Origin of the sequence: Hafnia sp. CBA7124 (genome assembly GCF_002355555.1) — a bacterium.
Lineage (GTDB): Bacteria > Pseudomonadota > Gammaproteobacteria > Enterobacterales > Enterobacteriaceae > Hafnia > Hafnia alvei.
The window spans coordinates 4,182,272-4,208,773 of record NZ_AP017469.1 but is presented as its reverse complement, the minus strand read 5'-3'; the positions used below and the strand labels follow the sequence as shown (position 1 = coordinate 4,208,773).

The 26,502-nt window shown below is 50.1% G+C and carries 25 protein-coding genes; 15 read left to right on the top strand and 10 right to left on the bottom strand.

The genetic code is table 11. The annotated features are described in order from the left end of the window. Positions 1 to 64: 64 nt before the first annotated feature. The 12 genes from CPY98_RS19145 to trpS all read left to right on the top strand — a co-directional run bounded on the left by CPY98_RS19145 (position 65) and on the right by trpS (position 10,276). Complete coding sequence (locus CPY98_RS19145; RefSeq protein WP_043489431.1) at positions 65 to 907, top strand: hypothetical protein; 843 nt, start codon at positions 65 to 67, stop codon at positions 905 to 907. Further along, positions 895 to 1,425: a PilN domain-containing protein gene (locus CPY98_RS19140; protein WP_046448823.1), complete on the top strand. Its 531-nt coding sequence runs from the start codon at positions 895 to 897 to the stop codon at positions 1,423 to 1,425. The genes CPY98_RS19145 and CPY98_RS19140 overlap by 13 nt, the downstream gene beginning before the upstream one ends. After that, the gene (locus CPY98_RS19135) at positions 1,418 to 1,927 is read left to right on the top strand and encodes a hypothetical protein (RefSeq protein WP_096388610.1); all 510 of its coding nucleotides are present in this window, start codon (positions 1,418 to 1,420) and stop codon (positions 1,925 to 1,927) included. The genes CPY98_RS19140 and CPY98_RS19135 overlap by 8 nt, the downstream gene beginning before the upstream one ends. Then, entirely contained in the window at positions 1,924 to 2,277 is a 354-nt protein-coding gene (locus CPY98_RS19130; protein WP_046448821.1) for a hypothetical protein, read from the top strand. Before CPY98_RS19135 ends, CPY98_RS19130 begins: the two co-directional genes overlap by 4 nt. Continuing rightward, positions 2,274 to 3,581, top strand: a complete 1,308-nt coding sequence (hofQ, locus tag CPY98_RS19125; protein ID WP_096388609.1) for a DNA uptake porin HofQ — start codon at positions 2,274 to 2,276, stop codon at positions 3,579 to 3,581. Before CPY98_RS19130 ends, hofQ begins: the two co-directional genes overlap by 4 nt. A gap of 322 nt (positions 3,582 to 3,903) precedes the next feature. Next, on the top strand, positions 3,904 to 4,422 hold the full coding sequence (gene aroK, locus CPY98_RS19120; protein WP_004090980.1) for a shikimate kinase AroK: 519 nt from the start codon (positions 3,904 to 3,906) through the stop codon (positions 4,420 to 4,422). Between the two features lie 165 nt (positions 4,423 to 4,587). Next, the gene (gene aroB / locus CPY98_RS19115; protein ID WP_040047001.1) at positions 4,588 to 5,673 is read left to right on the top strand and encodes a 3-dehydroquinate synthase; all 1,086 of its coding nucleotides are present in this window, start codon (positions 4,588 to 4,590) and stop codon (positions 5,671 to 5,673) included. A gap of 84 nt (positions 5,674 to 5,757) precedes the next feature. Further along, on the top strand, positions 5,758 to 6,867 hold the full coding sequence (gene damX / locus CPY98_RS19110) for a cell division protein DamX (protein ID WP_046360099.1): 1,110 nt from the start codon (positions 5,758 to 5,760) through the stop codon (positions 6,865 to 6,867). Between the two features lie 146 nt (positions 6,868 to 7,013). Further along, entirely contained in the window at positions 7,014 to 7,826 is an 813-nt protein-coding gene (dam, locus tag CPY98_RS19105; RefSeq protein ID WP_025799281.1) for an adenine-specific DNA-methyltransferase, read from the top strand. A gap of 39 nt (positions 7,827 to 7,865) precedes the next feature. Then, positions 7,866 to 8,543 (top strand): ribulose-phosphate 3-epimerase, encoded by a 678-nt coding sequence (rpe, locus tag CPY98_RS19100; RefSeq protein ID WP_096388608.1) that lies wholly within the window; start codon positions 7,866 to 7,868, stop codon positions 8,541 to 8,543. Next, the gene (locus tag CPY98_RS19095) at positions 8,536 to 9,252 is read left to right on the top strand and encodes a phosphoglycolate phosphatase (RefSeq protein ID WP_096388607.1); all 717 of its coding nucleotides are present in this window, start codon (positions 8,536 to 8,538) and stop codon (positions 9,250 to 9,252) included. Before rpe ends, CPY98_RS19095 begins: the two co-directional genes overlap by 8 nt. 19 nt (positions 9,253 to 9,271) lie before the next feature. Continuing rightward, a complete protein-coding gene (gene trpS / locus CPY98_RS19090) occupies positions 9,272 to 10,276 on the top strand; it encodes a tryptophan--tRNA ligase (protein WP_025799276.1) in 1,005 nt (334 codons plus the stop codon). Positions 10,277 to 10,535: 259 nt separating this feature from the next. Here trpS and CPY98_RS19085 read toward each other — a convergent pair whose 3' ends face one another. From CPY98_RS19085 to nirB, 5 genes are all read right to left on the bottom strand, one after another. Next, on the bottom strand, positions 10,536 to 10,709 hold the full coding sequence (locus CPY98_RS19085; protein WP_025799274.1) for a YhfL family protein: 174 nt from the start codon (positions 10,707 to 10,709) through the stop codon (positions 10,536 to 10,538). 421 nt (positions 10,710 to 11,130) lie between these two features. Then, positions 11,131 to 12,513, bottom strand: coding sequence for a siroheme synthase CysG (gene cysG, locus CPY98_RS19080; RefSeq protein WP_043489552.1), 1,383 nt, complete (start codon positions 12,511 to 12,513; stop codon positions 11,131 to 11,133). 73 nt (positions 12,514 to 12,586) lie between these two features. Then, positions 12,587 to 13,390, bottom strand: coding sequence for a nitrite transporter NirC (gene nirC / locus CPY98_RS19075; protein WP_025799270.1), 804 nt, complete (start codon positions 13,388 to 13,390; stop codon positions 12,587 to 12,589). Positions 13,391 to 13,585: 195 nt separating this feature from the next. Beyond that, positions 13,586 to 13,918: a nitrite reductase small subunit NirD gene (gene nirD, locus CPY98_RS19070; protein WP_096388606.1), complete on the bottom strand. Its 333-nt coding sequence runs from the start codon at positions 13,916 to 13,918 to the stop codon at positions 13,586 to 13,588. Continuing rightward, positions 13,915 to 16,467: a nitrite reductase large subunit NirB gene (nirB, locus tag CPY98_RS19065; RefSeq protein WP_043489549.1), complete on the bottom strand. Its 2,553-nt coding sequence runs from the start codon at positions 16,465 to 16,467 to the stop codon at positions 13,915 to 13,917. The genes nirD and nirB overlap by 4 nt, the downstream gene beginning before the upstream one ends. A gap of 373 nt (positions 16,468 to 16,840) precedes the next feature. Here nirB and codB point away from each other — a divergent pair, with 373 nt between their 5' ends. Together codB and codA are read left to right on the top strand one after the other, a co-directional pair. Continuing rightward, a complete protein-coding gene (gene codB / locus CPY98_RS19060) occupies positions 16,841 to 18,112 on the top strand; it encodes a cytosine permease (protein WP_043489419.1) in 1,272 nt (423 codons plus the stop codon). Beyond that, positions 18,102 to 19,385 carry a cytosine/isoguanine deaminase gene (codA, locus tag CPY98_RS19055; protein WP_096388605.1) on the top strand — a complete coding sequence of 428 codons (1,284 nt, stop codon included), beginning with the start codon at positions 18,102 to 18,104 and terminating at the stop codon, positions 19,383 to 19,385. Before codB ends, codA begins: the two co-directional genes overlap by 11 nt. Before the next feature lie 68 nt (positions 19,386 to 19,453). On the opposite strand, the gene tsgA is transcribed toward codA, so the two are convergent. From tsgA to CPY98_RS19040, 3 genes are all read right to left on the bottom strand, one after another. Beyond that, a complete protein-coding gene (gene tsgA, locus CPY98_RS19050) occupies positions 19,454 to 20,638 on the bottom strand; it encodes an MFS transporter TsgA (RefSeq protein WP_025799261.1) in 1,185 nt (394 codons plus the stop codon). 205 nt (positions 20,639 to 20,843) lie between these two features. Beyond that, the gene (locus CPY98_RS19045; protein WP_096388604.1) at positions 20,844 to 21,821 is read right to left on the bottom strand and encodes a LacI family DNA-binding transcriptional regulator; all 978 of its coding nucleotides are present in this window, start codon (positions 21,819 to 21,821) and stop codon (positions 20,844 to 20,846) included. Positions 21,822 to 21,887: 66 nt separating this feature from the next. After that, positions 21,888 to 23,195 (bottom strand): 6-phospho-beta-glucosidase, encoded by a 1,308-nt coding sequence (locus tag CPY98_RS19040; RefSeq protein WP_096388603.1) that lies wholly within the window; start codon positions 23,193 to 23,195, stop codon positions 21,888 to 21,890. Between the two features lie 427 nt (positions 23,196 to 23,622). Here CPY98_RS19040 and ppiA point away from each other — a divergent pair, with 427 nt between their 5' ends. Beyond that, complete coding sequence (ppiA, locus tag CPY98_RS19035; RefSeq protein ID WP_040046992.1) at positions 23,623 to 24,189, top strand: peptidylprolyl isomerase A; 567 nt, start codon at positions 23,623 to 23,625, stop codon at positions 24,187 to 24,189. A 64-nt stretch (positions 24,190 to 24,253) separates the two neighbouring features. Here ppiA and CPY98_RS19030 read toward each other — a convergent pair whose 3' ends face one another. Both CPY98_RS19030 and CPY98_RS19025 read right to left on the bottom strand, forming a co-directional pair. Continuing rightward, positions 24,254 to 24,829: an aminodeoxychorismate synthase component II gene (locus CPY98_RS19030; RefSeq protein WP_043489408.1), complete on the bottom strand. Its 576-nt coding sequence runs from the start codon at positions 24,827 to 24,829 to the stop codon at positions 24,254 to 24,256. Between the two features lie 87 nt (positions 24,830 to 24,916). Further along, positions 24,917 to 26,446 (bottom strand): helicase HerA-like C-terminal domain-containing protein, encoded by a 1,530-nt coding sequence (locus tag CPY98_RS19025; RefSeq protein WP_096388602.1) that lies wholly within the window; start codon positions 26,444 to 26,446, stop codon positions 24,917 to 24,919. Positions 26,447 to 26,502: the final 56 nt, after the last annotated feature.

The window sequence follows — 26,502 nt, the reverse complement described above, 5'->3', positions numbered from 1 at the left end:
TAAAGGCAACCTAGCACGGAGGATACGTTCTTTTCTTTCATTGACGATACGGAGATCGCTGCATATGTTCGCACGGACTTGGCAGTTAGGGATAGATATTCAGCCTCGGACATTTTGTGCCGTGGCAGTCAGTTATCAGCGTAAAGGCTGGCAGCTCAGGCGTTGGTGGCAGTTTTCATCACACATAAATGTGGTCGAAAGTGGACGATTATGCCAATCGGAATGGCTGAATAATCGACTTTCTGACTTACGTCGCCAGCTTCCAGGCAAAACCTCGGTACGTATCGGCCTATCGCCGGAAATTATTATGCAGCAAAGCATTTCGACGCCAGAGATGAATTTGCCGGTTAATTTACAGCGCAACATTCTCGATTTAGCCGCAGAGCGCAGCCTTATGCTGCCTCGCTCGGAGTTTGTTTGTGACTACACTCGCTTGCCTTCTCAACCGAAAGCCTGGCTAATGACCGCTGTGCGCCAGCAAGATATGCGCGATTGGCAAACACCATTGATTGCTGCCGGTCTGACGCCGAGCGTTGCGGATATCACCCCTTGTGCATTACGGCGAGCGGCAGCCCTTAGCGGGCAGTCGCCAACCGCATTATTACTGCATGTTGGAGAGCATGTGCTGACGTGGGCAGCACCTTTCTCTCAGCCGCTGGCGTTTGGGTTTATCGCGCGTCAGAACCATGAATCGATGCCTGAACTCATCGAGCGAGCCGTTTCGAACGCCGCACTCCAAGGGATTGGCGGCACTGAGACACTAACCTGTGCCGCTGACAACGCCTCAGGCTGGTCGCCATTTCGTGCTCTGACCTATCTACAACCACCTTTACCTTCGCAGCCGGAGTTGTTTGCTTTGGCCGTCGGGCTGGCGCTGTGTGAGGAGAGAACCTCATGGAGCAGATAAACCTTTGTCCTTGGTTTTCGACTTTGCGTGCTCAGCGACTACGGCTTTGTATGCTGTGTTTGGTTGCCGTGGTGGTTCTACTGATATTGATAGCCAGTTATTCCGCTTATCAAGTGCATCGTCGAGTTCAATGCTGGGAGGCTGCAACTGCCGTGTCGCAACGCCAAAGCCAGCAACTAAAGCATCAACAGGGGCAACTCGCCGCGTGGACACTACAGGCTAAAAATCAGCTGCGCCAGAATCAACAATATGAGCGCAACCGTAAAACCAATCTGCAGATCCTGACCTTTATTTTAGCGCTACAACGTCATATTCCTGCGCAGGTGTGGTTGACCCGTTTTTCATGGCGCTCACATCACTTAGAAGTTGAGGGGATGACATCAACGCCGGTCGTCATTTCTGCTTTCACACAACACCTCAATCAAAGCGCCGCTTTACCCGAGTTACAACTTATGAAAATGAGCGTGGCTGAATCAGGGCTGCAAAAATTTTTGCTTGAAGGTGGCCAGCATGAATAGCGTTGCCGATCGCATGATTGGCTGGTTATGCGAGTTAAGCCCACACCATTTTTATGCAGTTATCTGCGCCATCTTTCTATTTTGCGGCGCGTTAGGTGGACTTGGCGTGGCCGCATTGTCTCATCGGGCTGAATCACCTTCTTGGCAGCGTCAACAAGATGCACAAGCCGCGTGGGAGCGATTAAGTACTCATGCTTTAAACCAGCAGGCCTTGCTGTTGCAGCTTTCTATTAACACCATATCGATAATACCGTTAGTGGCGCAGTGTGCTGATTTACCCGTTAGTGAACGTTTTGCTCAGCAGATGACTTGGCAGAAAGATCCGCGTGCTGGCGGTGAAAAAGGCACAGGTTGGGGCGTGAAAGGCTCGCTAAGTTTTCCTCAGCTTGTGCAATTACTGAATGAACTGGCTGGCTGTGCTCGGCTAATCACACAGCTAGAACTTGAGTCGGAATCGGAAACGATCTCAGGACAGCTCGCGCTCGCGGGGGATGGAATATGAAGGCAGCGCTCTTTTGTCATGGCTGGCAAGTTCCTGTGCTTGTATGCCTCGGTGTGATGTCGATCAGCACCTCTCAGGCGGATAGAGATCCTTTTCATCCTTTGATACCGCCATCAATATCCGTTGAGCCAGATACGGGGCAGGTTTTGGGCGTGATTGGTGATGGCCGTTGTTGGCGAGTGTGGGTGGCGTTAACGAACGGAGACGCAATGGTTGCTGTGCCGTTGTTCTCGCCGCGTAGTGATGCGGAAGATATATCAAAAAACAATGAATTTTCAGTGTTCGAAAAGCCTGCTGTTTATCCGTTTAGTTGTCCGAAGATAAACGCTGAAAGGGAGTCCATGGAATGAAAAAGGTCAAAAAGGAATTTTGGTATGGTTGTTTGCTCTGGCTTAGCTCGTTTTCGGCACTCGCCGCGCCGTCGCGTGATAGTGCGCGGATAACCCTAGCCTTCTTTGACGCGCCTTTGGTTAATGTGCTGCAGGCGCTAGCGGATAATCGTCACCTTAATTTAATCGTGAGCGAAGAGGTTAAAGGGAATACCTCAGTGAAATTGGTTGATGTGCCTTGGCCGCGGGCATTACAAGCAATAGCACGTATGAATCAGTTATCAATTGAACAAACAGGCAATATTCTCTTTGTGCAGACAGCCGAGGCCGTCGATAGACAGCAAGAGTTGGCGCATAAAAAACAGCAGCAAGAGAAAGATCAGGAGAAAACGTCCGTCTCCATTGCATTGCAGCAGGCGGATGTGGACGCCGTGGTCAAAAGCCTGACGCAGCAAAAAAGTGGGTTGTTAAGCGCGCAAGGCAGTATTAGTGCCGACCCACGGACTAATACGATTTTGGTGCGGGATTTTCCTGAAAACACCCGAGCGGCTCAGGCTTGGATTGAGGAACTCGATCAACCCGTCTCACAGGTGCAGTTAACTGCCCATATTGTGACAATCAATCGTGAAAGCCTGAATGAGCTAGGGATACGTTGGGGGACCTCGGAGTCTGATGATGGCGCAGCGTCTGACTCAAGCGGCTTTCGGCTGAACCAATTCAACATGGGATTGCCGGTGGAAGGGCGTGCATTTAATGCAGGTTTTCAAGTTGCGCGTATCGGTGGTCGCTTATTAGAGCTGGAGCTTTCGGCTCTGGAACAAGAAGATAACGTGGAAATTATTGCCAGTCCTCATCTGATGGCGACCAATCTACAAACGGCAAGTATTAAGCAGGGAACTGAAATTCCTTATGAGGTTTCTAGCGGTGCCAGTGGATCGACCTCGATAGAGTTTAAAGAGGCGGTGCTGGGAATGGAGGTCACGCCTCGGGTGATGCGTAATGGCAAAATCACGCTGATGTTGCAGATTACGCAAAATATGCCAGGCAGGAGTATTAAGCAGGGTGACGGTGAGGCTTTGGCCATCGATAAGCAGGAGATCAAAACACAGGTCACCCTGAATGATGGTGAAACTGTTATCCTAGGCGGGATTTTTCAACGGCAAGCTGTGCATGGAAAAACACAGGTGCCGAAATTGGGCGATGTTCCCTTGCTTGGTGCACTGTTTCGCGACTCAACGGAAGAGGCAAAACGGCGCGAACTGGTGATTTTTATCACGCCAAGATTAGTAAAAACGGAAATGCCCACTGCATTACTCAGGAAATAAGCATTCAATACTTTTTTTGCTCAAAAGGTAAAAATTTTTATCACATGAATGGTTTCCGCGTTTGACGCTGCGCTTGATTTAGCTTACAAGGGTAGCGAATTAAGCACCGAGCTTTTCCGTACCCCGGCCAAAGCGTTATCGCCGTGAAGTAACCTTTGGCGTGCGCTGTGATTTATTCGGTTGCCAAACTACCTAGAGTGTTGAGATAATTTTTCGTCTGATCTCACACTATCGCTCATGAGGTTTCAGTTTAGGTCCCGTCGCTAATTTGATTGGCGGGGCGGGTTATCATTAACGAATTGTCTTAGTAGTACCGAAAAACATGGCAGAGAAACGCAATATCTTTCTGGTTGGGCCTATGGGTGCCGGCAAAAGTACTATTGGTCGTCAGTTAGCTCAGCAACTGAATATGGAGTTCTTCGATTCCGATCAAGAAATTGAGCGACGCACCGGCGCTGATGTTAGCTGGGTATTCGACGTGGAAGGTGAAGAAGGATTCCGCGATCGTGAAGAAAAAGTCATCAATGAACTGACTGAAAAACAAGGCATTGTTCTGGCAACTGGTGGTGGTTCCGTGAAATCTCGCGAGACCCGTAACCGCTTGTCAGCTCGCGGCGTGGTTGTTTATCTTGAAACCACTATCGAGAAGCAATTGGCTCGTACGCAGCGTGATAAAAAACGTCCGTTGTTGCAGGTAGATACACCGCGTGAAGTGCTGGAAGACTTGGCAAAAGAACGCAATCCGCTGTACGAAGAAATTGCTGATGTGACCATCCGTACGGATGATCAAAGTGCTAAAGTTGTTGCTAACCAGATTATTCATATGCTGGAAAGCAACTAATTATACCCTTGTTACTTGGGTTGCCGCGACGTTAGCTGTGTGCGTTCGCCGGAATAACTTACTGGTGTAGGTTGGTCGGGGTTCGTTCACTTGCTGGCTGTCAACTGCCCCAGCTAATTTGGCTATATACTGAATTCTTAATCTGAAAAAGGTTCTGAGCACACCATGGAAAGGATTACCGTCACTCTTGGGGAGCGTAGCTACCCGATAACGATAGCCTCTGGTTTGTTTGAGGAGCCTGCTTCATTTCTGCCTTTAAAGGCAGGCGATCAGGCTATGTTAGTGACCAACGAAACATTGGCGCCGATATATCTTGAACGTGTCAAACATGCGCTTGAGCAGACCGGTGTTCGGGTAGATCAGGTGATCTTGCCGGACGGCGAGCAATACAAAACGTTGTCTGTGATGGAGCAAGTATTTACTGCATTGCTGCAAAAGCCCCACGGGCGTGATACCACGCTTATCGCTTTGGGCGGCGGTGTTATTGGCGATCTAACCGGTTTTGCGGCTGCGTGCTATCAGCGCGGAGTGCGTTTTATTCAGGTGCCAACAACATTGTTGTCTCAGGTAGACTCTTCCGTTGGCGGAAAAACAGCCGTTAACCATCCACTGGGTAAGAACATGATCGGGGCCTTTTACCAGCCCGCGTCTGTCGTGGTGGATATCGACTGTTTGAAAACGCTGCCAGCGCGCGAACTTGCTTCAGGCTTAGCTGAGGTTATCAAGTACGGCATCATTCTTGATGGTGAATTCTTCGTATGGCTAGAAGAGCATCTGGATGAGCTGTTGGCACTTGATAATAAAGCAATGGCGTACTGCATTCGTCGCTGCTGTGAGCTAAAAGCCGAAGTTGTTGCTGCGGATGAGAAAGAGCAGGGTGTTCGTGCATTGCTGAATCTTGGCCATACATATGGTCATGCGATTGAAGCAGAAATGGGCTACGGTAATTGGTTACACGGTGAAGCTGTTGCGGCGGGTATGATGATGGCCGCTGAAACTGCGCGTCGTCTGGGCCAATTCAGTGAAGCGGATGTCGCTCGCGTAAGAACGCTAATAGCGCGTGCGGGGCTGCCGGTTACCGGGCCAAAAAGTATGACTCCAGAATCTTATTTACCACACATGATGCGTGATAAGAAGGTGCTGGCGGGTGAACTGCGTCTGGTGCTGCCAACAGCGATTGGTCAGTCAGAAGTACGTTCAGGCGTAGCCCATGAGATTGTCTTGGCTGCGATTGCGGATTGCCGCGGTTGATGATGTTGTTGAATCATTGAATATTGAATTGACCGGTGAGAATCAAAACGCCCCACCGGTTTTGCCTCTGACTGGAGGGTGGATATGGAAGAAGAAGAGTTCAAACCTGATGAAGATCTAAAGCCTGACGCAAGCGATCGTCGTCCGACTCGCACACGCAAGGCTCGTCCTTCAGCGCCAAAATTAGCGGTATCTCGTCAGCATATGATGATGGGGATCGGTATTTTAGTGCTGTTGGTGTTGATCATCGGCATTGGTTCAGCGTTGAAATCACCCTCGAAAGGTGAGGCAGGTCAGCAGGCTAACAATGGCGCAACCAAAGATATCAGCCTGTCGGGATCTTCTACCTTATCCAATAATACTGCGAGTAATACCACTGATGCCCACGATGGTAGCGGTGTTAACAACTCAGGTATGATTGACCATTCCGCTGACGCTGGTAACGCGCCCGCTGCGCAGCCGCAAGATGTTTCAGTTCCGCCGATTTCCAATACGCCAACTCAGGCCGCACCTGTTCAAGGTGAGCAAGGGCAACAGCGTATCGATCTCGCGGGCAACAATATGTCGGATGCACTGACTCAACAGCAAGGTCAGGTTGACTCTGCGGTACAAGGTGTTGATGGTGGAGCTAATGCTTCAACATTGCCAACGGCTCCGGCTACGTTGGGCTCGGGTGCTGCTGTTTCTAAGCCTGTTACCAACGGCGGAACCGCGCAAAATATTCGCCCGATCCAGACCAAGCCAGCATCTACGGCGAACAGTAATGCAGCCAAGCCGCATTCTGGTAAAACAACGGTTAGCAAAACGCCTGCTCATACGGCAAACGTTGCGAAACCAACGAACACCAAGACGCCAGTAACGACGGCAACTAAACCGGCGACGCACGCGGTGAGTTCTGCTGTTAGCGGTGCGAATGCGTCATTGAAAGGTGCGCCTTCTAATCACTATACGTTACAGCTGAGCAGCGCATCGCGTTCAGACTCTCTGAACGCCTATGCGAAAAAACAGAATTTGGCTCATTATTGGGTTTATGAAACCACCCGTAACGGCAAGCCTTGGTATGTACTGGTGAGCGGAAGTTACTCAAGTTCAGCTGAAGCAAAACGGGCGGTGTCTACGCTGCCTGCTGATGTTCAGGCGAAGAACCCTTGGGTACGTCCGATGAGCCAGGTACAAAAAGACGTTAAAAAATAAACAGTGGTATACCTCAGTTATTACAGCTGCGAGGCCATTTTGGCCATCGCAGCTGCGAATAAGAACGGTATAAATGCGCGCTGATGTGCTGTCTAGAACAGTGTTTGATCCGCCGATTTGAATTGTAAAAGTAGCTTACTGACGGCATGAAGAAAAACCGCGCTTTTTTAAAATGGGCTGGTGGAAAGTATCCACTGGTAGACGAAATTCGTCGATATTTGCCTGCCGGAAAGCGGTTGATCGAGCCCTTTGTTGGGGCCGGTTCCGTATTTTTGAATACGGATTATGAAGAATACCTGTTAGCGGATATTAACGCTGACCTGATCAGTCTGTACAACATCGTTAAAACTCAGCCTGATAACTTCGTACGTGACGCTAAGGTGATGTTTAGCGGAGAGTTTAATCAATCTGAGATGTTTTATGCCCTGCGGTCTGAGTTTAATCATAGCCAAGACCCATACCGTAGAGCGGTATTGTTCCTGTACTTGAACCGTCATTGTTATAACGGATTATGCCGCTATAACTCTCGTGGTGAATTCAATGTACCGTTTGGTCGCTACAAGAAACCCTATTTCCCTGAAGCTGAATTGTATTGGTTTGCGCAGAAAGCGCAGAAAGCGACTTTTGTCTGCGAACACTACACGCAGTCGATGAGCCAAGCGGTGGATGGAACGGTGGTGTATTGCGATCCGCCTTATGCGCCACTGTCTGCAACCGCGAACTTTACGGCTTATCACACCAACAGTTTCAGCATGACAGATCAATTAAAGCTCGCTGAAGTGGCATCAAATTTATCGTTGCAGCATAAGATCCCGGTGCTGATCTCCAATCATGATACCGAGCTGACACGTCTCTGGTATGCACAGGCCGATCTGTTTGTTGTAAGCGCGCGTCGAACGATTAGCAGCAAAGTCGGTGGACGTAATAAAGTAGACGAATTGCTGGCGCTGTATTCCTGAAATTTGCACAGTGTCTGAACCGAGCACATGGAGAAACGGATGAAACAGTATTTAATTGCCCCGTCGATTTTGTCTGCAGACTTTGCCCGTTTAGGGGAAGATACTGCCAAAGTTTTGGCGTCAGGCGCTGACGTTGTTCATTTTGACGTAATGGATAATCATTATGTCCCGAATTTAACCATCGGCCCGATGGTGTGTAAGTCACTGCGTGACTACGGTATTACTGCGCCTATTGATGTGCACTTGATGGTGAAGCCCGTCGACCGCATCATTCCTGACTTTGCTGAGGCAGGCGCTAGCATTATCTCTTTCCATCCTGAAGCCTCTGAGCACGTTGATCGTTCATTACAGCTGATTAAATCCTTGGGCTGCAAAGCTGGTTTGGTATTTAACCCTGCGACATCGCTGAGCTATCTTGAATACGTAATGGATAAAGTGGATGTGATCCTGCTGATGTCGGTAAACCCCGGCTTCGGCGGTCAGTCGTTTATCCCTGCGACGTTGGATAAACTGCGTCAGGTACGTAAGCTTATCGATGCCAGCGGCCGCGATATTCGTTTAGAAGTCGATGGCGGCGTGAAGGTCGATAATATTGGTGCCATTGCTGCCGCTGGTGCAGATATGTTTGTTGCTGGCTCCGCGATCTTTGGCCATCCTGACTACGAACAGATTATCACTCAGATGCGTGGCGAAATCGCCAAGGCGTGTAATGAGTAGCTCCGGCTCTACCCAGTTCATAACCAAACGTTTTGAAGGCATTCAGGCGATTGCTTTCGATTTGGATGGCACGCTGGTGGATAGTGCTTCGGGCCTAGCGGCTGCGATGGACAAAGCCATGAAGGAATTAGGGCTGCCTATTCCAGGATTGGAGCGTGTAAAGAACTGGATCGGAAACGGCGCAGATATGCTGGTGAATCGCGCCTTAGTTTGGGCGGATCAAGAGCCGACCGATGCACTGTGTCAGCAAACCCGAGCTGCATTTGATTTTTATTATGCCAGCACGGTTGAAACCGGCAGTCAGCTTTACCCTGAAGTGGCACAAACGCTCGCTTCGTTATCTCGTCATGGCTATTTACTTGCGCTGATTACCAATAAGCCTACGCCGTTTGTTCGACCATTGCTGATCTCCCTCTGCATCGATGGTTATTTCACTCATATCGTGGGTGGTGATGACGTGGTGAAGAAAAAACCCCATCCCGCCCCGTTATATCTGGTACTGGCTAAAGCTGGTGTACTGGCGAGTGAATTGCTGTTTGTCGGTGATTCTCGTAACGACATTCAGGCTGCGCATGCTGCTGGGTGTCCATCGGTAGGGATGACCTATGGCTATAACTACGGTGAGCCCATCGAACGAAGTGAGCCAAGCTGTGTGCTAAACCAATTTTCTGACTTGTTGCCCCTGATCGGGCTGCCCCCTTTAAGCTAAGACGTATAGGAACTGTGACATGAGTAAGCCCATCGTTTTCAGTGGCGCACAGCCATCTGGTGAACTGACCATTGGTAACTACATGGGTGCTCTGCGCCAGTGGGTGCAGATGCAGGATGAATACGACTGCATTTATTGCATCGTCGATCAGCACGCGATTACCGTGCGTCAAGATGCTCAGCAGCTGCGTAAAGCGACCTTGGATACGCTGGCACTGTATCTGGCCTGCGGTATCGATCCAGAGAAAAGCACCATCTTTGTTCAGTCTCATGTTCCTGAACATACTCAGCTCGGTTGGGTGCTTAACTGCTACACCTACTTTGGTGAACTGAGCCGCATGACCCAGTTCAAAGATAAATCGGCGCGCTATGCTGAAAATATCAATGCGGGATTGTTCGATTATCCTGTACTGATGGCGGCGGATATCTTGCTGTACCAAACGACTCAGGTACCGGTGGGTGAAGATCAGAAGCAGCATCTGGAACTGAGTCGTGATGTAGCAGCACGCTTCAACGCACTTTATGGTGATATCTTTAAAGTGCCAGAGCCGTTTATTCCTAAATCCGGTGCACGCGTGATGTCTCTGTTAGAACCGACCAAAAAGATGTCCAAATCGGATGATAACCGTAATAACGTCATCGGTTTACTGGAAGATCCTAAGTCTGTTATTAAGAAGATCAAACGTGCGGTAACCGATTCTGATGAGCCAGCAGTAGTGCGTTATGACGTCGTGAACAAAGCCGGTGTTTCTAACCTGCTTGATATCCTGTCTGGCGTCACGGGTAAAACTATCCCAGAATTGGAACAAGAGTTTGAAGGCAAGATGTACGGCCATTTAAAAGGTGCCGTTGCCGACGCAGTTTCTGGAATGCTGACAGAGCTACAGGAGCGTTATAACCGTTTCCGTAATGATGAGGCTTTCTTGCAGCAGGTCATGCGTGATGGAGCTCAGAAAGCGCGCGCGCGTGCACAAGAAACGGTGAAAAAAGTCTACGATGCTATTGGTTTTGTCGCTCAGCCGTAAGGTGTGACAGCTAAGCTATAGTACATAAACCCGCTTATCGATAGCGGGTTTTTTATTTCCAATAATCCCATGAGTTTTCTATTTATTGAAGTGTGAATTTATAATATTAAGAAAGTTATTCTTGTTTGTTCGGGCTAAATAAGAAAGGAAATAAACTATAACGATAGGCGGCGTAGCTTAATATTATTTATGCTCATCAGTAATAAACTGGCAAGCATAAATAGGTTAATTTCTGATTTGTTCATTCAACCGAATAATTCTATGGTTGTTTTTCCACTGGGCCACAGCCGCCGATCATTTTAGAAATAGAAAGGGCAGGGGTGAACCAATAGTCATAGCTACAGTTTTTTGCTTTGTTATCAATGTGTCCGCTGCATGCGGTCAGTGTTGAAAGAACTGCGGCGACAATGGCAATTTTAATCAGTTTGTTCATTAGATATTCCTTATCTTAAATGCGTATTGATAGCTTTTAAATATATTCCATTTGGATGAAAATAATAAATATAAACTAGGTTGTAAAATAGAACGGCTGCACTATAAATTATAAAAAATATACTGACAAGTTAATTGGCTATTTAATTACCCTATAAGTAATGAAAGCTTATTTAAGAAAAATTAAACTGTTATTAAAATGGTGATTATTATCCGTATAAATATAATACGACATACAAAAATAATACATCTACAACTATTTATGATCATCGTTAAGAGAGATTTTTACCGCAGAGTAATTAATACGGCTTTGTAGTGTATTGGTTTAAAGTATCAAGAAAGGCCTTGAAATGAGTCATCTCAAGGCCTTTCTTGTGTTTGGCTTTTGCTGGTGCTCTAGAAGACGCTAATCTTTACGCCTTTTATTGTTTAGCTATCCCACTGAACCAATTCAGTTTGTCGCGCAGGGAAACGACGGCGCCAACGATAATCAAGCTCGGGCTTTCGACCTGTTGTGCCAGTTCGCCTAAGGCAGCAAGTTCTCCGGTGACTACTTTTTGCTGCACCGACGTACCGTTTTCCACCAAGGCGATAGGCATGGACTCACTCATTCCGTGCTTGATTAACTGTGTCTGGATTTCAGCGGCTTGGTTCAACCCCATATAAAACACTAAGGTTTGTTTTTCAGCCGCTAAATTTGCCCAATCGAGCGAGGTATCTTTTTTGGCATGACCCGTGACCAAGCGTACGCTTTGAGCGTAATCGCGGTGGGTGAGTGGAATGCCGCTGTAGGCTGAGCAGCCGGACGCCGCCGTAATCCCAGGGACAACGGAGAAGGCAATGCTGTCATCTGCTAGCACTTCCAGCTCTTCGCCTCCGCGCCCAAAAATAAAGGGATCGCCGCCTTTTAATCGCACCACGCGTTTGCCATTGCGGGCGTTGCGCAGCAGGATTTGGTTGATTTCATCCTGAGGTACACAGTGGAAGCCTGCGCGTTTGCCCACGAAAATACGTTCAGCGTCACGGCGGACTAAATTCATGATGTCGTCAGAGACCAGACGGTCATAAACCACCACGTCAGCCTGTTGGATCTGCTGCAAGCCTTTCAGTGTCAGTAGTCCTGCATCTCCTGGCCCCGCGCCAACCAGAACCACTTCGCCACGCTGCTCCAATGGCTGTTCAAATAGATCGGTGAGATGCTTATCCACCATCTCTGCGTCTTGGTTTGCTAAAGACTGAGCGAGACGATCGTGGGCGAACAGGCGTTCCCAAAAACGCCTACGTAGCGTAATCGTTGAGAATTTATCTTTCACCTGCTGGCGTAGGTCACCGGCAAGGCGTGCCAACTGACCCAAATGCTGAGGCAAAATAGCTTCAAGCTTTTCACGTAGCAATCGAGCAAGCACCGGCGATTTACCGCCGGAAGAAACCGCGACCATCAGCGGGGAGCGGTCGATAATAGAGGGCATGATAAAACTGGCGCGTTTAGGCGCATCAACCACGTTGCAGAAGATCTGACGTTCGCTGGCTTGCTGGTAGACGAGATCGTTAACACTCTCATCATCGGTTGCAGCAATGACCAGCCAAACGCCTTCGAGCAAAGCGGGAGAAAATTCGCCATGTGCCTGTTTTAGCTTGCCATCTTGTGCCCATAGGTCAAATTGTGGGGTGAACTCTTTGGCGTTAACCGTGATATCTGCCCCTGCATCCATCAGCAGTCGTGCCTTGCGTTCAGCGACTTCGCCACCGCCGACCAGCAGGCAGGCTTTTTGCTGCAGTTGACAAAAAATCGGTAAATAGTCCATCCAACAATCCTCACTACGGAAATTTGCTTCGGCAAAAAATAGCGCACCGCCTGAGCGATGCGCCATAAAATCATTAAGCAGTCTGATTTTTTTGTGCAGTGGCTTCCGTTACCGGACGCTGTGCGCGCGGCGTTGCATACCAGTAGCCAAGGCCCATAAAGACCGCACCGGATAAGGTATTACCCAGAGTTACCCACAGCAGATTATGACCGATACCGCTCAGGGTAAAGGATTCGCTGTGGTTGCCGAGCCAAGATAGGGCAAAAAGGGTCATGTTGGCAACCGAGTGCTCGTAACCGGAGGCAATAAATGCGAGCAAGCACCACCAAATGGCCAAGAATTTGCCTGCACCTTCAGTGCGCAGCGCCATCCAAATCGCTAAACAGACCAGCCAGTTACACAGCGCGCCTTTGAAAAACAGCACGGCAGCAGGCGCCGTGGTTTTCGCCAGTGCGGCGGTGTGCACTAAGCTGCTATCCACTGGCAGTAAATTTCCGCCACCGTAATAATATAAAACGGCGACGAAGATTGAACCGATCAGATTGCCCAACCACGTTTGCGGCAGAATGGCTAACCACTGACCTCCGCTAATGGTGCCTGCTTTAACACCCAGCGTGAGGAACATGGTGTGACCGGTAAACAGCTCAGAACCGGCAATGATCACCAGCGTTAAGGCGATACCAAACGTTGCGCCCATAAGCAAAGGACGCAGTGCGGGTTCAACCATATTGCCGAGCGTGAAGATCAGGATGATGCCGAGGCCAACATAAGCCCCCGCCATCGCAGAGCTAATCCAAAATCCAAACGGGTTATCTTTGTTCAGGCGAACAATGCGTGCCGCATTGGCTGCGCATTTATTGATGGTGTCGGTAAACATACTGGCTTCCATGATTTAAGGTTAAAAAACGAATTCTTGAATGTCCCCCTCATTGTTCCCCTTGCAGAGGAAAGCGTTGCGCACCGTTTACCTGTCCTCATCTGTGTAAGAGAGGATAACTATTTATGTTTCGGTATGGCACCGTCTGTCCCTCCCCCTGAGAAGGGGGAGGTTAGGAGGGGGATTTTGCGATGATTAATCCGCCGAACGTACCTGCACAAACCCATCTACCAAACGGGTTGCAAAATGCGGCACGGAATGGGCTTCATCTTCGAGACAAAGCCCATCGACCAAGCGGAAGTGCTGTTTTTTCAGCGGGCTAGCAACCCACAGTTCGCCCTGATGTTCAGCAATCAGGCCACGAGATAGCACGCTTGAACCGGCAAAAGGATCGATATTGGAGATGGCAAAAACCTGCTCATCTTGGTAAGGACGGAACACCGCCACCTGATGAATGCCCACCAAGGCACACACGCCGGTGCCGGGCAGAATATCGTTTAACGGGCAAACATTAATCCACTGGCTCATGCGTTAGCCTCCTCGGTTGCGATCAGGGTGACAGGAATACGCTCATCTGGGCGTGCAGGACGATGCTGAGCACGTTCAGACACGATCTGAACGTTAGGGTCACGTTGATCGCTGTTGATGAAGTGAGCGAAGCGTACCTGCGCCTCAGGGGTGTTTACGGTTTCAGTCCACTCGCAGATCACTTTTTCGCGCAGGCGGGCAATTTCTTGCTCTAGCAACGCATTCATCCCGAGTTTATCGTTGATGATGACGGAACGCAGGTAGTCGATACCGCCTTCCAAGCTTTCTAACCAAACAGACGTGCGCTGTAATTTATCGCCGGTACGGATGTAGAACATCATGAAGCGATCGAGGTATTTGATCAGCGTTTCGCGATCGAGATCGGCAGCCAACAAATCACCATGGCGCGGTTTCATCCCGCCGTTACCACATACGTAGAGGTTCCAACCGTTTTCGGTGGCGATAATACCGACGTCTTTGCCCTGTGCTTCTGAGCATTCACGAGTACAGCCGGAGACACCGAATTTCATTTTGTGTGGTGTACGAATGCCTTTGTAGCGGTTTTCCAATTCCACGCCGAAGCCAACGCTGTCGCCTACGCCGTAACGACACCAGGTGCTGCCGACGCAGGTTTTTGCCATGCGCAGTGCTTTGGCATAGGCGTGACCGGTTTCAAAGCCCGCTTCAATCAGTTTGCTCCAGATAGCAGGCAAATCGTCTTTTTGTGCGCCAAACATACCGATACGCTGTGAACCGGTGATTTTGGTATACAGATTGTATTCGCGTGCGATCTGACCGATGGCCAGCAGGCCTTCTGGGGTGATTTCACCGCCAGCAGAGCGAGGGATCACCGAGTAAGTGCCGTCTTTCTGAATGTTGGCAAGGAAGTTGTCATTGGTGTCCTGCAGCGGAGTGAGTTCCGGTTGCAGAATGTAGTCGTTCCAGCATGAAGCCAGCAGAGAACCGACCGTTGGTTTACACACTTCGCAGCCGTAGCCTTTGCCGTATTTTTCCAGCAGCTCGTTGAAGGATTTAATCTCTTCTACGCGGATGAGGTGATACAGCTCTTGGCGTGAATAGGCAAAGTGTTCGCATAGGTGGTTATTGACTTCAATACCTTGCTTAGCCAATTCGGCGTTGAGCACCTGAGTCACGAGTGGAATACAACCACCGCAGCCGGTGCCTGCTTTCGTTGCCGATTTAATCGCTGCAACGGTATGACAGCCCGCGTTGACCGCTTTGATAATGTCGCCTTTGCTGACGTCAAAGCAGGAGCAGATCTGCGCCGTTTCTGGCAATGATTCCACGCCGATAGCCGGTTTACCTTTGCCCGCGTGCGCAGGCAGAATCAGGCTATCTGGGTGTTCTGGCAGTTCAATATCGTTGAGCGTGAGCTGGAGCAGATTGCCATAATCGCTGGTATCGCCTACCAACACCGCGCCGAGCAGACGTTTGTTGTCAGCGCTGACGATAATGCGTTTGTAGATTTCTTGGCTTTCATCGAGATAAACGTAGCTGCGAGCGCCTTCGGTGCGGCCGTGTGCATCACCGATACCGCCGACGTCTACGCCCAGCAGTTTCAACTTGGCGCTCATATCTGCGCCGTGGAAGCCGTTTTCGTTGCCAAGTAGGTGGTCAACGGTGACCTGAGCCATCTTGTAACCAGGAGCAACCAAGCCGAAAGTACGGTCGTTCCATGATGCGCATTCGCCGATAGCGTAGACGTCAGGATCGGAGGTTTGGCACTGATCGTTAATCACGATCCCGCCGCGACGAGCGGTGGCTAATCCACATTGGTGCGCCAGCTTATCTTGCGGACGGATACCGGTTGAGAAAACAATGAAGTCGATTTCAAGCTCGGTGCCGTCGGCAAAGCGCATGGTTTTACGCGCTTCACTACCGGAGTGGATAATTTCTTGGGTATTTTTGCTGGTATGAACGCGCACGCCCATACGCTCAATTTTTTCACGCAGTTGCTGGCCGCCCATCGGGTCGAGCTGCTCAGCCATTAATACAGGAGCAAATTCGATAACGTGAGTTTCAACGCCTAGGTTTTTCAGCGCACCAGCGGCTTCTAAGCCGAGAAGGCCGCCGCCTACCACGGCACCACGTTTGCTACGACGTGCACAGGCTTCAATGGCGTTAAGATCTTCGATAGTACGATAAACAAAGCAATCCTGGCCTTCGCTGCCTTTAATTGGCGGGATCCACGGGTATGATCCTGTTGCCATAATCAGCTTGTCGTACTGAATAGTACGGCCAGAGTTGGAATAGATAATTTTCTCGCTGCGATTGATCGTAATCGCACGTTCACCGACTAGCACGGTGACGTTGTGCTTTTGGTAGAAGCCTTCGCGAACGAGCGACAGTTCTTCAGCGGTGTGATGTGAGAAGTAGGAAGAGAGATGAACTCGGTCGTAGGCGACACGAGGCTCTTCACAGAAAACGGTAATCTCAAATTGATTCGGTTCAGCCTTTTCTAATAGTTCTTCGATGAAGCGATGGCCGACCATCCCGTTACCGATAATGGCGAGTCTAATTTTGCTCATTTTTGCCTCAAAATTTGCTGCATATGAAAAGAATCCTACGCCTACCATAATCCTCCGAAGTTTGTACTTATTGATGTAAATCAATTTGACCCCTATATACCTCTAAGGTGGTAGTTGTCTGATTTCATTGATATTTTGTTAAGTTGTGGATTTTTCGCAACTTTAGCTGAAACGTGTCAGTTTGATAATGGATGAGCTATAAAAAGTGAAATGCTATTTTGTTTTATTTTTAAGCAATCTTGAAAGCGGAGCTGCTCAATCATGGGAAATATATAAAATTCTTATTACCCATACGAAAACGATTGCTTTTTGTCGGCAGAGGAATAGAATGCGGCGGATTTTTTGGCCTGAAAACAGCGAAAGGAGGAATGTCGTGTCGCAAGATAACAACTATAGTCAGGGGCCTGTACCGCAGTCGGCGCGGAAAGGGGTATTAGCATTGACGTTCGTCATGCTGGGATTAACCTTCTTTTCCGCCAGTATGTGGACCGGAGGCGCTCTCGGAACCGGTCTTAGTTATCATGATTTCTTCCTCGCAGTACTCCTCGGTAATCTTCTTCTCGGTATTTACACTTCTATTCTCGGTTACATCGGCGCTAAAACGGGCCTCACCACACATCTTCTTGCGCGATTCTCTTTTGGTGTTAAAGGCTCTTGGCTGCCATCACTGCTGCTGGGCGGAACGCAGGTAGGGTGGTTTGGCGTCGGCGTGGCGATGTTTGCCATTCCGGTAGGAAAAGCCACCGGGCTGGATATCAATTGGCTGATCGCGATCTCTGGCTTGCTGATGACGGTGACGGTGTTCTTTGGTATTTCAGCGTTAACGGTGCTTTCGGTGATTGCGGTTCCTGCTATTGCTTGCTTAGGGGGCTACTCAGTCTGGCTCGCGGTGCATGGCATGGGCGGATTAGACGCGCTGAGATCTGTGGTTCCGGCTGAGCCGTTAGATTTTAACGTGGCTTTGGCGCTGGTGGTGGGCTCTTTTGTCAGCGCAGGAACGCTCACCGCCGACTTTGTACGCTTCGGGCGCAATGCCAAAATGGCGGTGCTGGTTTCAATGGTGGCGTTTTTCCTCGGCAACTCTTTGATGTTTATTTTCGGCGCGGCCGGTGCGGCGGCATTGGGCATGGCGGATATCTCTGATGTCATGATTGCTCAAGGTCTGTTGCTACCTGCCATTGTAGTGCTGGGGCTGAATATCTGGACCACCAACGACAATGCGCTCTATGCCTCGGGATTGGGTTTTGCCAACATTACCGGTATGTCGAGTAAAACGCTGTCGATCATTAACGGCATCATCGGCACTATTTGCGCGCTGTGGCTGTATAACAATTTTGTTGGCTGGCTGACGTTCTTGTCTGCGGCTATCCCTCCGGTGGGCGGCGTTATCATCGCTGACTACCTGATGAACCGTCGCCGCTATGAGCACTTTGCTACCGCGCGTATGATGAACGTAAACTGGGTGGCTATTCTGGCCGTCGCGCTGGGGATTGCCGCCGGTCATTGGCTGCCGGGCGTGGTGCCCGTGAATGCGGTGCTGGGCGGGGCGCTGAGCTATCTGGTGCTTAATCCAATTCTAAATCGTAAAACTGCAATGACGGCAGTATCAACAATAACAAATGCGGAGGCTAACGGTGCCGAATAACACATTACAGGCGGTGATTAACGCTCGCTTGGCGGGGAAAGAAGGGCTGTGGCAGATCGGTCTCCAAGACGGAAAAATAACCTCAATTGAAGCGCAATCTGGCGTGATGCCTGCTTCAACTAAATGTTTGGATGCTGAGCAGGGCTTAGTGTTACCGCCTTTTGTAGAGCCACATATCCATCTGGATACCACCCAAACGGCGGGGCAGCCAAGCTGGAACCAGTCTGGAACCCTGTTTGAAGGTATTGAGCGCTGGGCCGAGCGCAAAGCGTTATTGACCCATGAAGATGTGAAACAGCGCGCATGGCAAACCCTAAAATGGCAAATTGCCAACGGTATTCAGCATGTGCGTACTCACGTGGATGTTTCTGACGCCACGCTAACGGCGCTGAAAGCGATGTTAGAAGTGAAGCAGGAAGTGGCTCCGTGGGTTGATCTGCAAATCGTTGCTTTCCCACAAGAAGGGATTATGTCGTATCCCAACGGTGAAGCGTTGTTGGAAGAGGCGATGCGTCTGGGCGCTGATGTGGTTGGTGCTATCCCACACTTTGAATTCACTCGCGAATACGGCGTGGAGTCTCTGCATAAGACGTTTGCGTTGGCGCAAAAATATGACCGTCTGATCGACGTTCACTGCGATGAGATTGATGACGAACAATCGCGCTTTGTTGAAACGGTTGCCGCGCTGGCACATCGAGAAGGCATGGGCGCACGTGTAACCGCGAGTCATACAACGGCGATGCACTCCTATAACGGCGCCTACACTTCGCGTTTATTCCGCTTGCTGAAGATGTCTGGGATTAACTTTGTGGCGAACCCACTGGTGAATATCCATCTGCAAGGGCGCTTCGATACCTATCCAAAGCGCCGTGGTATTACCCGCGTGAAAGAGATGCTGGAATCTGGCATTAACGTCTGCTTCGGCCATGATGACGTGTTTGATCCATGGTATCCGCTGGGTACGGCAAATATGCTGCAGGTGCTGCATATGGGGCTACATGTCTGTCAGCTGATGGGCTATGGTCAAATTGACGATGGGGTGAACTTGATTACTCACCACAGTGCGAAAACGTTGAATCTAACGGATTATGGTATTGCGGCGGGGAACAGTGCGAATCTGATTGTATTACCGGCAGACAGTGGTTTTGATGCCGTGCGTCGTCAGGTTCCTGTGCGCTATTCCGTTCGTCGCGGCGCAGTGATTGCCTGCACCCAGCCAGCGAAAACCACGCTGCATTTAGGGGCGTCTGAAACCGTCGACTTTAAACGTTAATCGCGTTATTGCGACAATAAAAAACCGGCCCTGTTATAGGCCGGTTTTTTTATCAGGAAGAACCCGATTTATTTAGTGCTGTGGCCGTGCAGGCGGTGACGCGTCACGAAGCCCAACAGTAAACACATCACGAAGACCACAAGGTACAAGCCATTGGCGGTTGCCAGCGCTGCGTGAGCACCGCTTTTCGCCACGATTGGGCCAGTCACAATGAAGGTCAACATCGTACCGATGGTGCCGCAGGTCAGAATGAAGTTCACCAGTTTTGGTGAAGACACTTTGGTTTGCAGCGAGCCCAGCGTGATCAGCGTGGTGTAAATTGCGCTGCTGACAAAGCCCAGACCCAGAATGTACAGGCTCAGCATGCCAACCTGCTCGGTGGTGACGAACAGGTACATCATCACGGTAGAGAGCGCGGCCAGAACGGTCACGATGCGTTGCAGATCGAAGAAACGCAGAATGAAGCTGAAGATCCACATCCCAACCATATAAGCAGTCCAGAAGTTACTGACTAATGCGCCAGCTTCTTCGATGCTCATGTTGAAATGTTTGCTGGCGTATTCTGGTACCCACTGGATGAAGCCTAACTGGCCGAGGATGTAGCACAGTGCGGCAATCGACAGGAAGAGAACGCCGATACCCCATTTCTCTTTTACCACTGGCTCGCTCTGATCGTCTTTTTTCTGACCCAAAATAGGGAAGTCAGACATCAGCGTCAGGACGAAAATGGCCAGATACAGCACGCCGATGCAGGCGTAAACCCAGTACCACGTCACGTGATTCGCCAGCAGCGTAGCGGCAACGATGGGGAATACCATCCCCGCCATACTGAAGAAGGAGTCGGTGAACAGCAGGCGTGAGCCACGCTGGCGACCTTCATAGATATGGGTAATGAGGAAGGTACCGATAGACATAGTAATCCCGCTCACCACGCCCAGTACAAACATGCACAGGGAGAACATCACCAAGCTGTGGCCGACCATCAGGCCCGCAACGGCTAAGATCATCAGCACGAAGCCGAAAATCAACTGGCGTTTAAGAGGGATAATTTCCATTAACCATGCGTTAAGGAAAATAGAGACCAAAATACCGGCATTAAGAAACGTAAAGGTGTTACTCATGCTGGAAATCGGCAGATTAAAGTATTCTGCGATATTGCCCATCACCATCCCGGTGACGATCACCAATGCACCGGTAAGTGCATAGGAGAAGAAACTGATCCATGTTAGGCGAATGCGGTTGCTGTTGGTCATAGCAAGGCCCGTGTCAGTAGTATTGAGAAATAGGAAAGTATTTACGAAGGATCAAACTAAGAATAATCGATCCCACAAGGCGGCGAATCCTAGCATAGTTGTAGGCGATTTTTGTGATATATGTCGATTTTTTGCTGTAACGATATGAATGAGTTTCTTACAAAAGCGATCTGAGTAGAAATTATTGCTCTCAGATCGTCACAGATTACCTTTTTGCGGCAATGACCGAACCACGATCGATGAGGGTAGGCAGAAAAACTTCCGGTATGCATGCGGGATCGATAAGACGCTCGGTGGCATGGCGAGCCATATCGGTGATGGGGAAATGAATACTGGTTAATGCCGGACGCACAAAAGCTGCCCGTTCTCCGCTGTCATAGCAAATCAGTGAGATATCATTTGGGATCGTTAAGCGATGCTCGGTGATCGCCAGCAGTGCGCCAATCGCCATCTCTTCATTACAGCAGTAGATCGCGGTAGGTCGTCGGCTTTGCAAAAGTTTGTCCGCCATCTGATAACCGCTTTGCATATCATAATCGCCTTCTAAACAGGCTACGGGCAGCAGTCCGGCGGCGTCCATCGTATCGAGAAAACCTTGGCGGCGTAGCTGGCTGGAATGACGAGAGGAAGGGCCGCTGATACAGGCTATTTTTGTATGGCCTAAATCAATCAGCCGTTTGGTGGCCATTTGGCTGGCGCGGTGATGATCGAAGGCGACGCAGCGATCTTCAAGGCCCGGCACCAAACGATCCAAAATCATAAAGGCTTTGCCTTCTTGCGCCAGCTTGCAGAGTTGCTCATCGCTCAGCGCTCTCACGTGCAGGATAAGCCCATCACAGCGTAGGTTGTATAAACGCTGAATGGCCTGCCATTCATTGTCAGCGCTATTTTTTCCCTGAGTCACTAGAAGCTGTTTACGGCGGCTTTCGGCTTCGCTTTGCACGTTATCCATCAGTGCGCCAAAAAAACCACCGCGGTAAGAGGTTGTGACTAAACCGATCGTTTGGCTTTGGTTAGACGCCAGCGCCCGGGCGGCCGGGTGTGGGCTATAGCCTAACTCGGTGATAGCGGCTTCCACCATGAGACGCGTTTTTTCTTTGACGTTGCTATCGCCATTCACCACGCGTGAAACGGTGGCGCGAGAAACACCGGCAAATGCAGCAACGTCTTCAAGCGTCGTCATGGTCAAATTCCTTATGATGATGGGATCCAAATCCCTCCTTGCGGCAAAGCAACGAGGGGATTGCGGTTAATTAAATTGTGGCAGATACGCTTTGTTTACGGCTAGGACTTCATCCAATAAAGGTGAAGCCAGTCCGGCATCGCCAATTAATGGGTTGGTGACCAGCGCTAGCAGCGCGGATTTTCTATCACCGTGTACGGCGGCTTCGATCGTCAGACGTTCGAACGATTTCACCTGTTGCGTGAGACCGACCATGGACACGGGGAGCGAACCGAATGCGAGAGGATGCGCGCCTTGGGCATCCACGATACAGTCAGTTTCAATCACGGCATCAGCAGGCAGATCGTGAATGGCGCCGCGGTTTGGCGTGTTGACCACTAAACGGGTACCGAGATTGTTGTGAATCGCACACATCAGTTCCAGCGCAACCTCTGAATAAAATGAGCCGCCACGGAAGCTTAACTGTTCTGGTTTGTGGTCTAAATTCGGGTCGGCATACAGCGCAAAGAGCGCTTTCTCAACGTCCATCACCTGTTCCGCGCGGGTGCCTTCGGTGCTAGCCTCAGTGATTTCATCTTTCAGCATCGTGCGGGTTCGATAGAAATAGCGGTGATAGGGGCAGGGTATGGCACCAAGCGCACGCAGAAACTCTGGCGGCCACGGCTCTTCTTTGATGTTATTCATGGTGAGCGCCGCGCCATCGCAGAGCATGTCGATCACCCGTTGCGTCTGGTCTTGCCCATCGGCGGTGACCTGATGCACCCAAACCATATGGTTTAGACCGGCGAAGCGTAGCTGGACGTCTCGATAGGGCCGTTGCAGCATTTTGGCAATCATATGGTGCATGGTGACGGGAACATTGCACAGACCAATGATTTTGGCCTTGGTATAGCGAGAAACCGCTTCGGTAACGATACCTGCTGGATTGGTGAAGTTAATGATCCAGGCATCGGGAGCCAGCTGTTCAACTTTACGGGCGATGTTTAGCATCACGGGGATCGTACGGAGCGCTTTAGCAAAACCGCCGACGCCGGCGGTTTCTTGCCCAATTAATCCAAACTTTAAGCCGAGTCGTTCGTCGGCAGCACGTGCCGGTAACTGGCCTACGCGCAGCTGAGTTAATACAAAGCTGGCTCCACGAATAGCATCGTCGGGGGTGAAATGGATGCTGACCTTGACCTGCTCAAAGCCATTGCGTGCCAGCATTCGGCGTGTGAGGTCGGCAATGATCTCAACCTTGTGACGACCTGCTTCAACGTCAACCAATGCCAGCTCAGACAGCGGAATTTGCTTAGCTCGCTGGATAATGCCTTCAACCAACTCCGGTGTATAACTACTGCCTCCGCCGATGATGGCAACTTTTATCGGGATCATGCGAGTATCTCCGTTTTATCTGGCAATGAGGATTTCGATGATCATCAGGACAACACGAGGAGCAGCGAGATAAATAGCGTTGGGTTTATCACCCGCCTCATAAACCTGATAAATCAGATAGCGTATTTTGCGTTGATCATAAAATGAGAGCGCTCTCATTTAAGTTTAAGACTAGCAACTTCCATCAATCGGTTTGCGAGTCAGTTCGCAAAAATTCATTTTTGAATAATTAGGTAGGGGATGAAGTGTGATCTTGATTGCAAAACTAGGTGTTTTTCGTCGCTAAGAGGCGGCATTTTTTCAGACTTATCCCATCGTTAAGTAAATGTGAGTAAATGGGTAGCTAATAGGCTAGCGCCTAATTAGAATCGATAAGTTAATTTGTTGTTCACCTGCTTTGAAAAAGCCCGCTGAGAAAGGATGTGTCATGTTCAAGAGAGTATTCGTCACCCTAACCGCGCTATTTTCGTTGACGGTATTGGCTCCGGCCGCATTGGCTGCCAACAGCCATGTTTTACTGTCGACGACCGCTGGTAATATTGAAATTGAGTTGGATAGTCAAAAAGCGCCGGTGTCGGTGAAGAACTTCCTCGACTACGTGAACAGCGGGTATTACAACAACACGATTTTTCATCGTGTGATCCCTGGTTTTATGGTGCAGGGCGGTGGGTTTACTGCGGATATGCAGCAGAAAACCACGAATGCACCAATCAAAAACGAAGCGGATAACGGTTTGCGTAACCTGCGCGGCACCATCGCTATGGCGCGTACTGCTGAAAAAGACAGCGCAACCAGCCAGTTCTTCATTAACGTTGCCGACAATGCTTTCTTAGATCACGGCCAGCGTGATTTTGGCTATGCGGTATTTGGTAAAGTGACGAAGGGGATGGACATTGTCGACAAAATTGCTCAGGTGCGTACTGAGAACGTCGGCCCATACCAGAATGTCCCTTCTAAGCCGATCGTGATTACATCGGCAAAAGTACTGCCATAATCTCTGATATTCGGTTTGATGTTATGAGCTGAGATTCCCGCCGCTGTTGGCGGGAGTTTTGTTTCTAGCGCTGCAAAAAATTCTTCAATAGCTGGTGGCCTTGTTCGCTTAAAATGCTTTCAGGGTGAAACTGCACGCCTTCAACGTCTAAGGTGCGATGGCGTACGCCCATAATCTCGTCGGGTTCGCCGTTGCGTTCACTCCACGCGGTAATTTCCAAGCAGTCGGGCAGCGTCTCTTTTTCCAGAATCAGTGAATGGTAGCGCGTTACCGTTAGCGGATTGTTTAAGCCATGGAATACGCCGCCGTTGGTATGGCGAATTGCGCTGGTTTTGCCATGCATGACCTGACGGGCGCGAACCACGTTGGCACCGAAAACCTGCCCCAGTGCCTGATGACCTAAGCACACGCCTAACAACGGTATTTTCCCCGCAAAGTGTTCGATGGCTGCTAAAGAAATCCCAGCATCGTTTGGTGTGCAAGGTCCAGGTGATATCACCAGATGTGAAGGCGCCAGCGCTTCGATTTGCTCAAGCGTGAGATCGTCGTTACGGCGGACGATAACGTCGGCGTCGAGTTCGCAAAAGTATTGGTAGAGGTTGTAGGTAAAGGAGTCGTAATTATCGATCAGCAACAGCATCAGAGGTTCGCTTTGTACGGAAATGACATCAGATGCCCCGATGATAAATCATGCGGGGCATAAGTAAGAGCATAAGAAAGCCGGTGGTTATTTACGCCCGCCCATAATCGAGCCTAAAACGCCGCGCAAAATTTGGCGGCCGAGCGAACTTCCTACCTGACGCGCCATGCTTTTTGCGGCGGTTTGTACCACGCCATCTTTCTTACCACCGCGAGGACCGGTGGTGCCGAACAGAATTTTATTCAAGCTGCCCATCAATCCGCCGCCTTCTTGCGCGTTGGCCTCTGGTTTTTTCACGTCGTCAGCGCTGGCTTTTTCATCCCCGCTTTCAACCGTGCTGAAGCCCTGCTGGGTGATTTTTTCATAGGCAGATTCACGATCGACGGCTTCGTCATAGCGACCATATAACGGTGAATGATTTAGGGCGTGATTCAATTCATCGGCGGTTAACGGCCCCATACGGGATTCAGGCGCGATAACCATTGCGCGCTCAACGATGGTTGGGCGACCGCTTTCATCAAGGAATGAAACCAATGCTTCGCCTACGCCCAGCTCGGTAATGGCCTGCTCGGTGCTGAATTCGGGATTTGCGCGCAGGGTTTGTGCTGCGGCTTTCACGGCTTTTTGATCGCGTGGGGTAAACGCACGTAGCGCATGTTGAACGCGATTGCCCAGTTGTCCGAGAACGTTGTCAGGGATATCCAGTGGGTTCTGGGTAACGAAATAGATCCCGACGCCTTTAGAACGGATTAAGCGCACGACCTGTTCTATTTTATCCAGTAGGGCGCTAGGCGCGTCGTTAAACAGCAGATGAGCCTCATCGAAGAAGAACACCAGCTTTGGTTGCTCAACGTCACCGACCTCAGGTAGCTGTTCAAATAACTCCGCCAGTAGCCACAGAAGGAATACCGAGTAGAGCTTCGGCTGATTGATCAGTTTGTCGGCGGCCAGCAGATTAATAATGCCTTGCCCATTGGCGTCGCAGCGCATCAGATCTTTAATATCCAACATCGGCTCGCCAAAGAAATGATCGCCGCCTTGCTGATCCAGCGTTAGTAATCCGCGCTGAATCGCGCCAATAGACGCGGTAGAAATATTGCCATACTGGGTGGTGAACTGTTTGGCATTGTCCCCCACAAACTGCACCACGGCGCGGAGGTCTTTCATATCGAGCAGCAGCAGGTTGCTGTCATCGGCAATCTTAAACACCAGCTGTAACACGCCGGATTGCACGTCGTTTAAATCCAGCAGGCGAGACAGCAACAGCGGGCCTAAATCTGACACCGTGGCACGAATAGGGTGACCTTTTTCGGCAAAAATATCCCACGGAATGATCGGACACGCCTGCGGCGACCAGTCGGTCACCTGCAAAGCATCTAATCTTTTCTGTAATTTATCGGAAGGCGTGCCGGCAGCGGCAATACCGGACAAGTCGCCTTTTACGTCGGCCAAAAATACGGGAACACCAATACGAGAGAACTGCTCTGCCATTTTTTGTAGGGTCACGGTTTTCCCCGTACCCGTTGCGCCGGTAATCAGTCCGTGGCGGTTGGCCAGCGCCGGAAGTAGTTGCAGCGTGACTTTTTGATTCTTAGCAATGGTAAGCGGAGCGCTCATGGTCAGTCCTTAAGTGAAGAGGCGGAACGTAACTTCCAAGTTCAAAGTATAAGCAC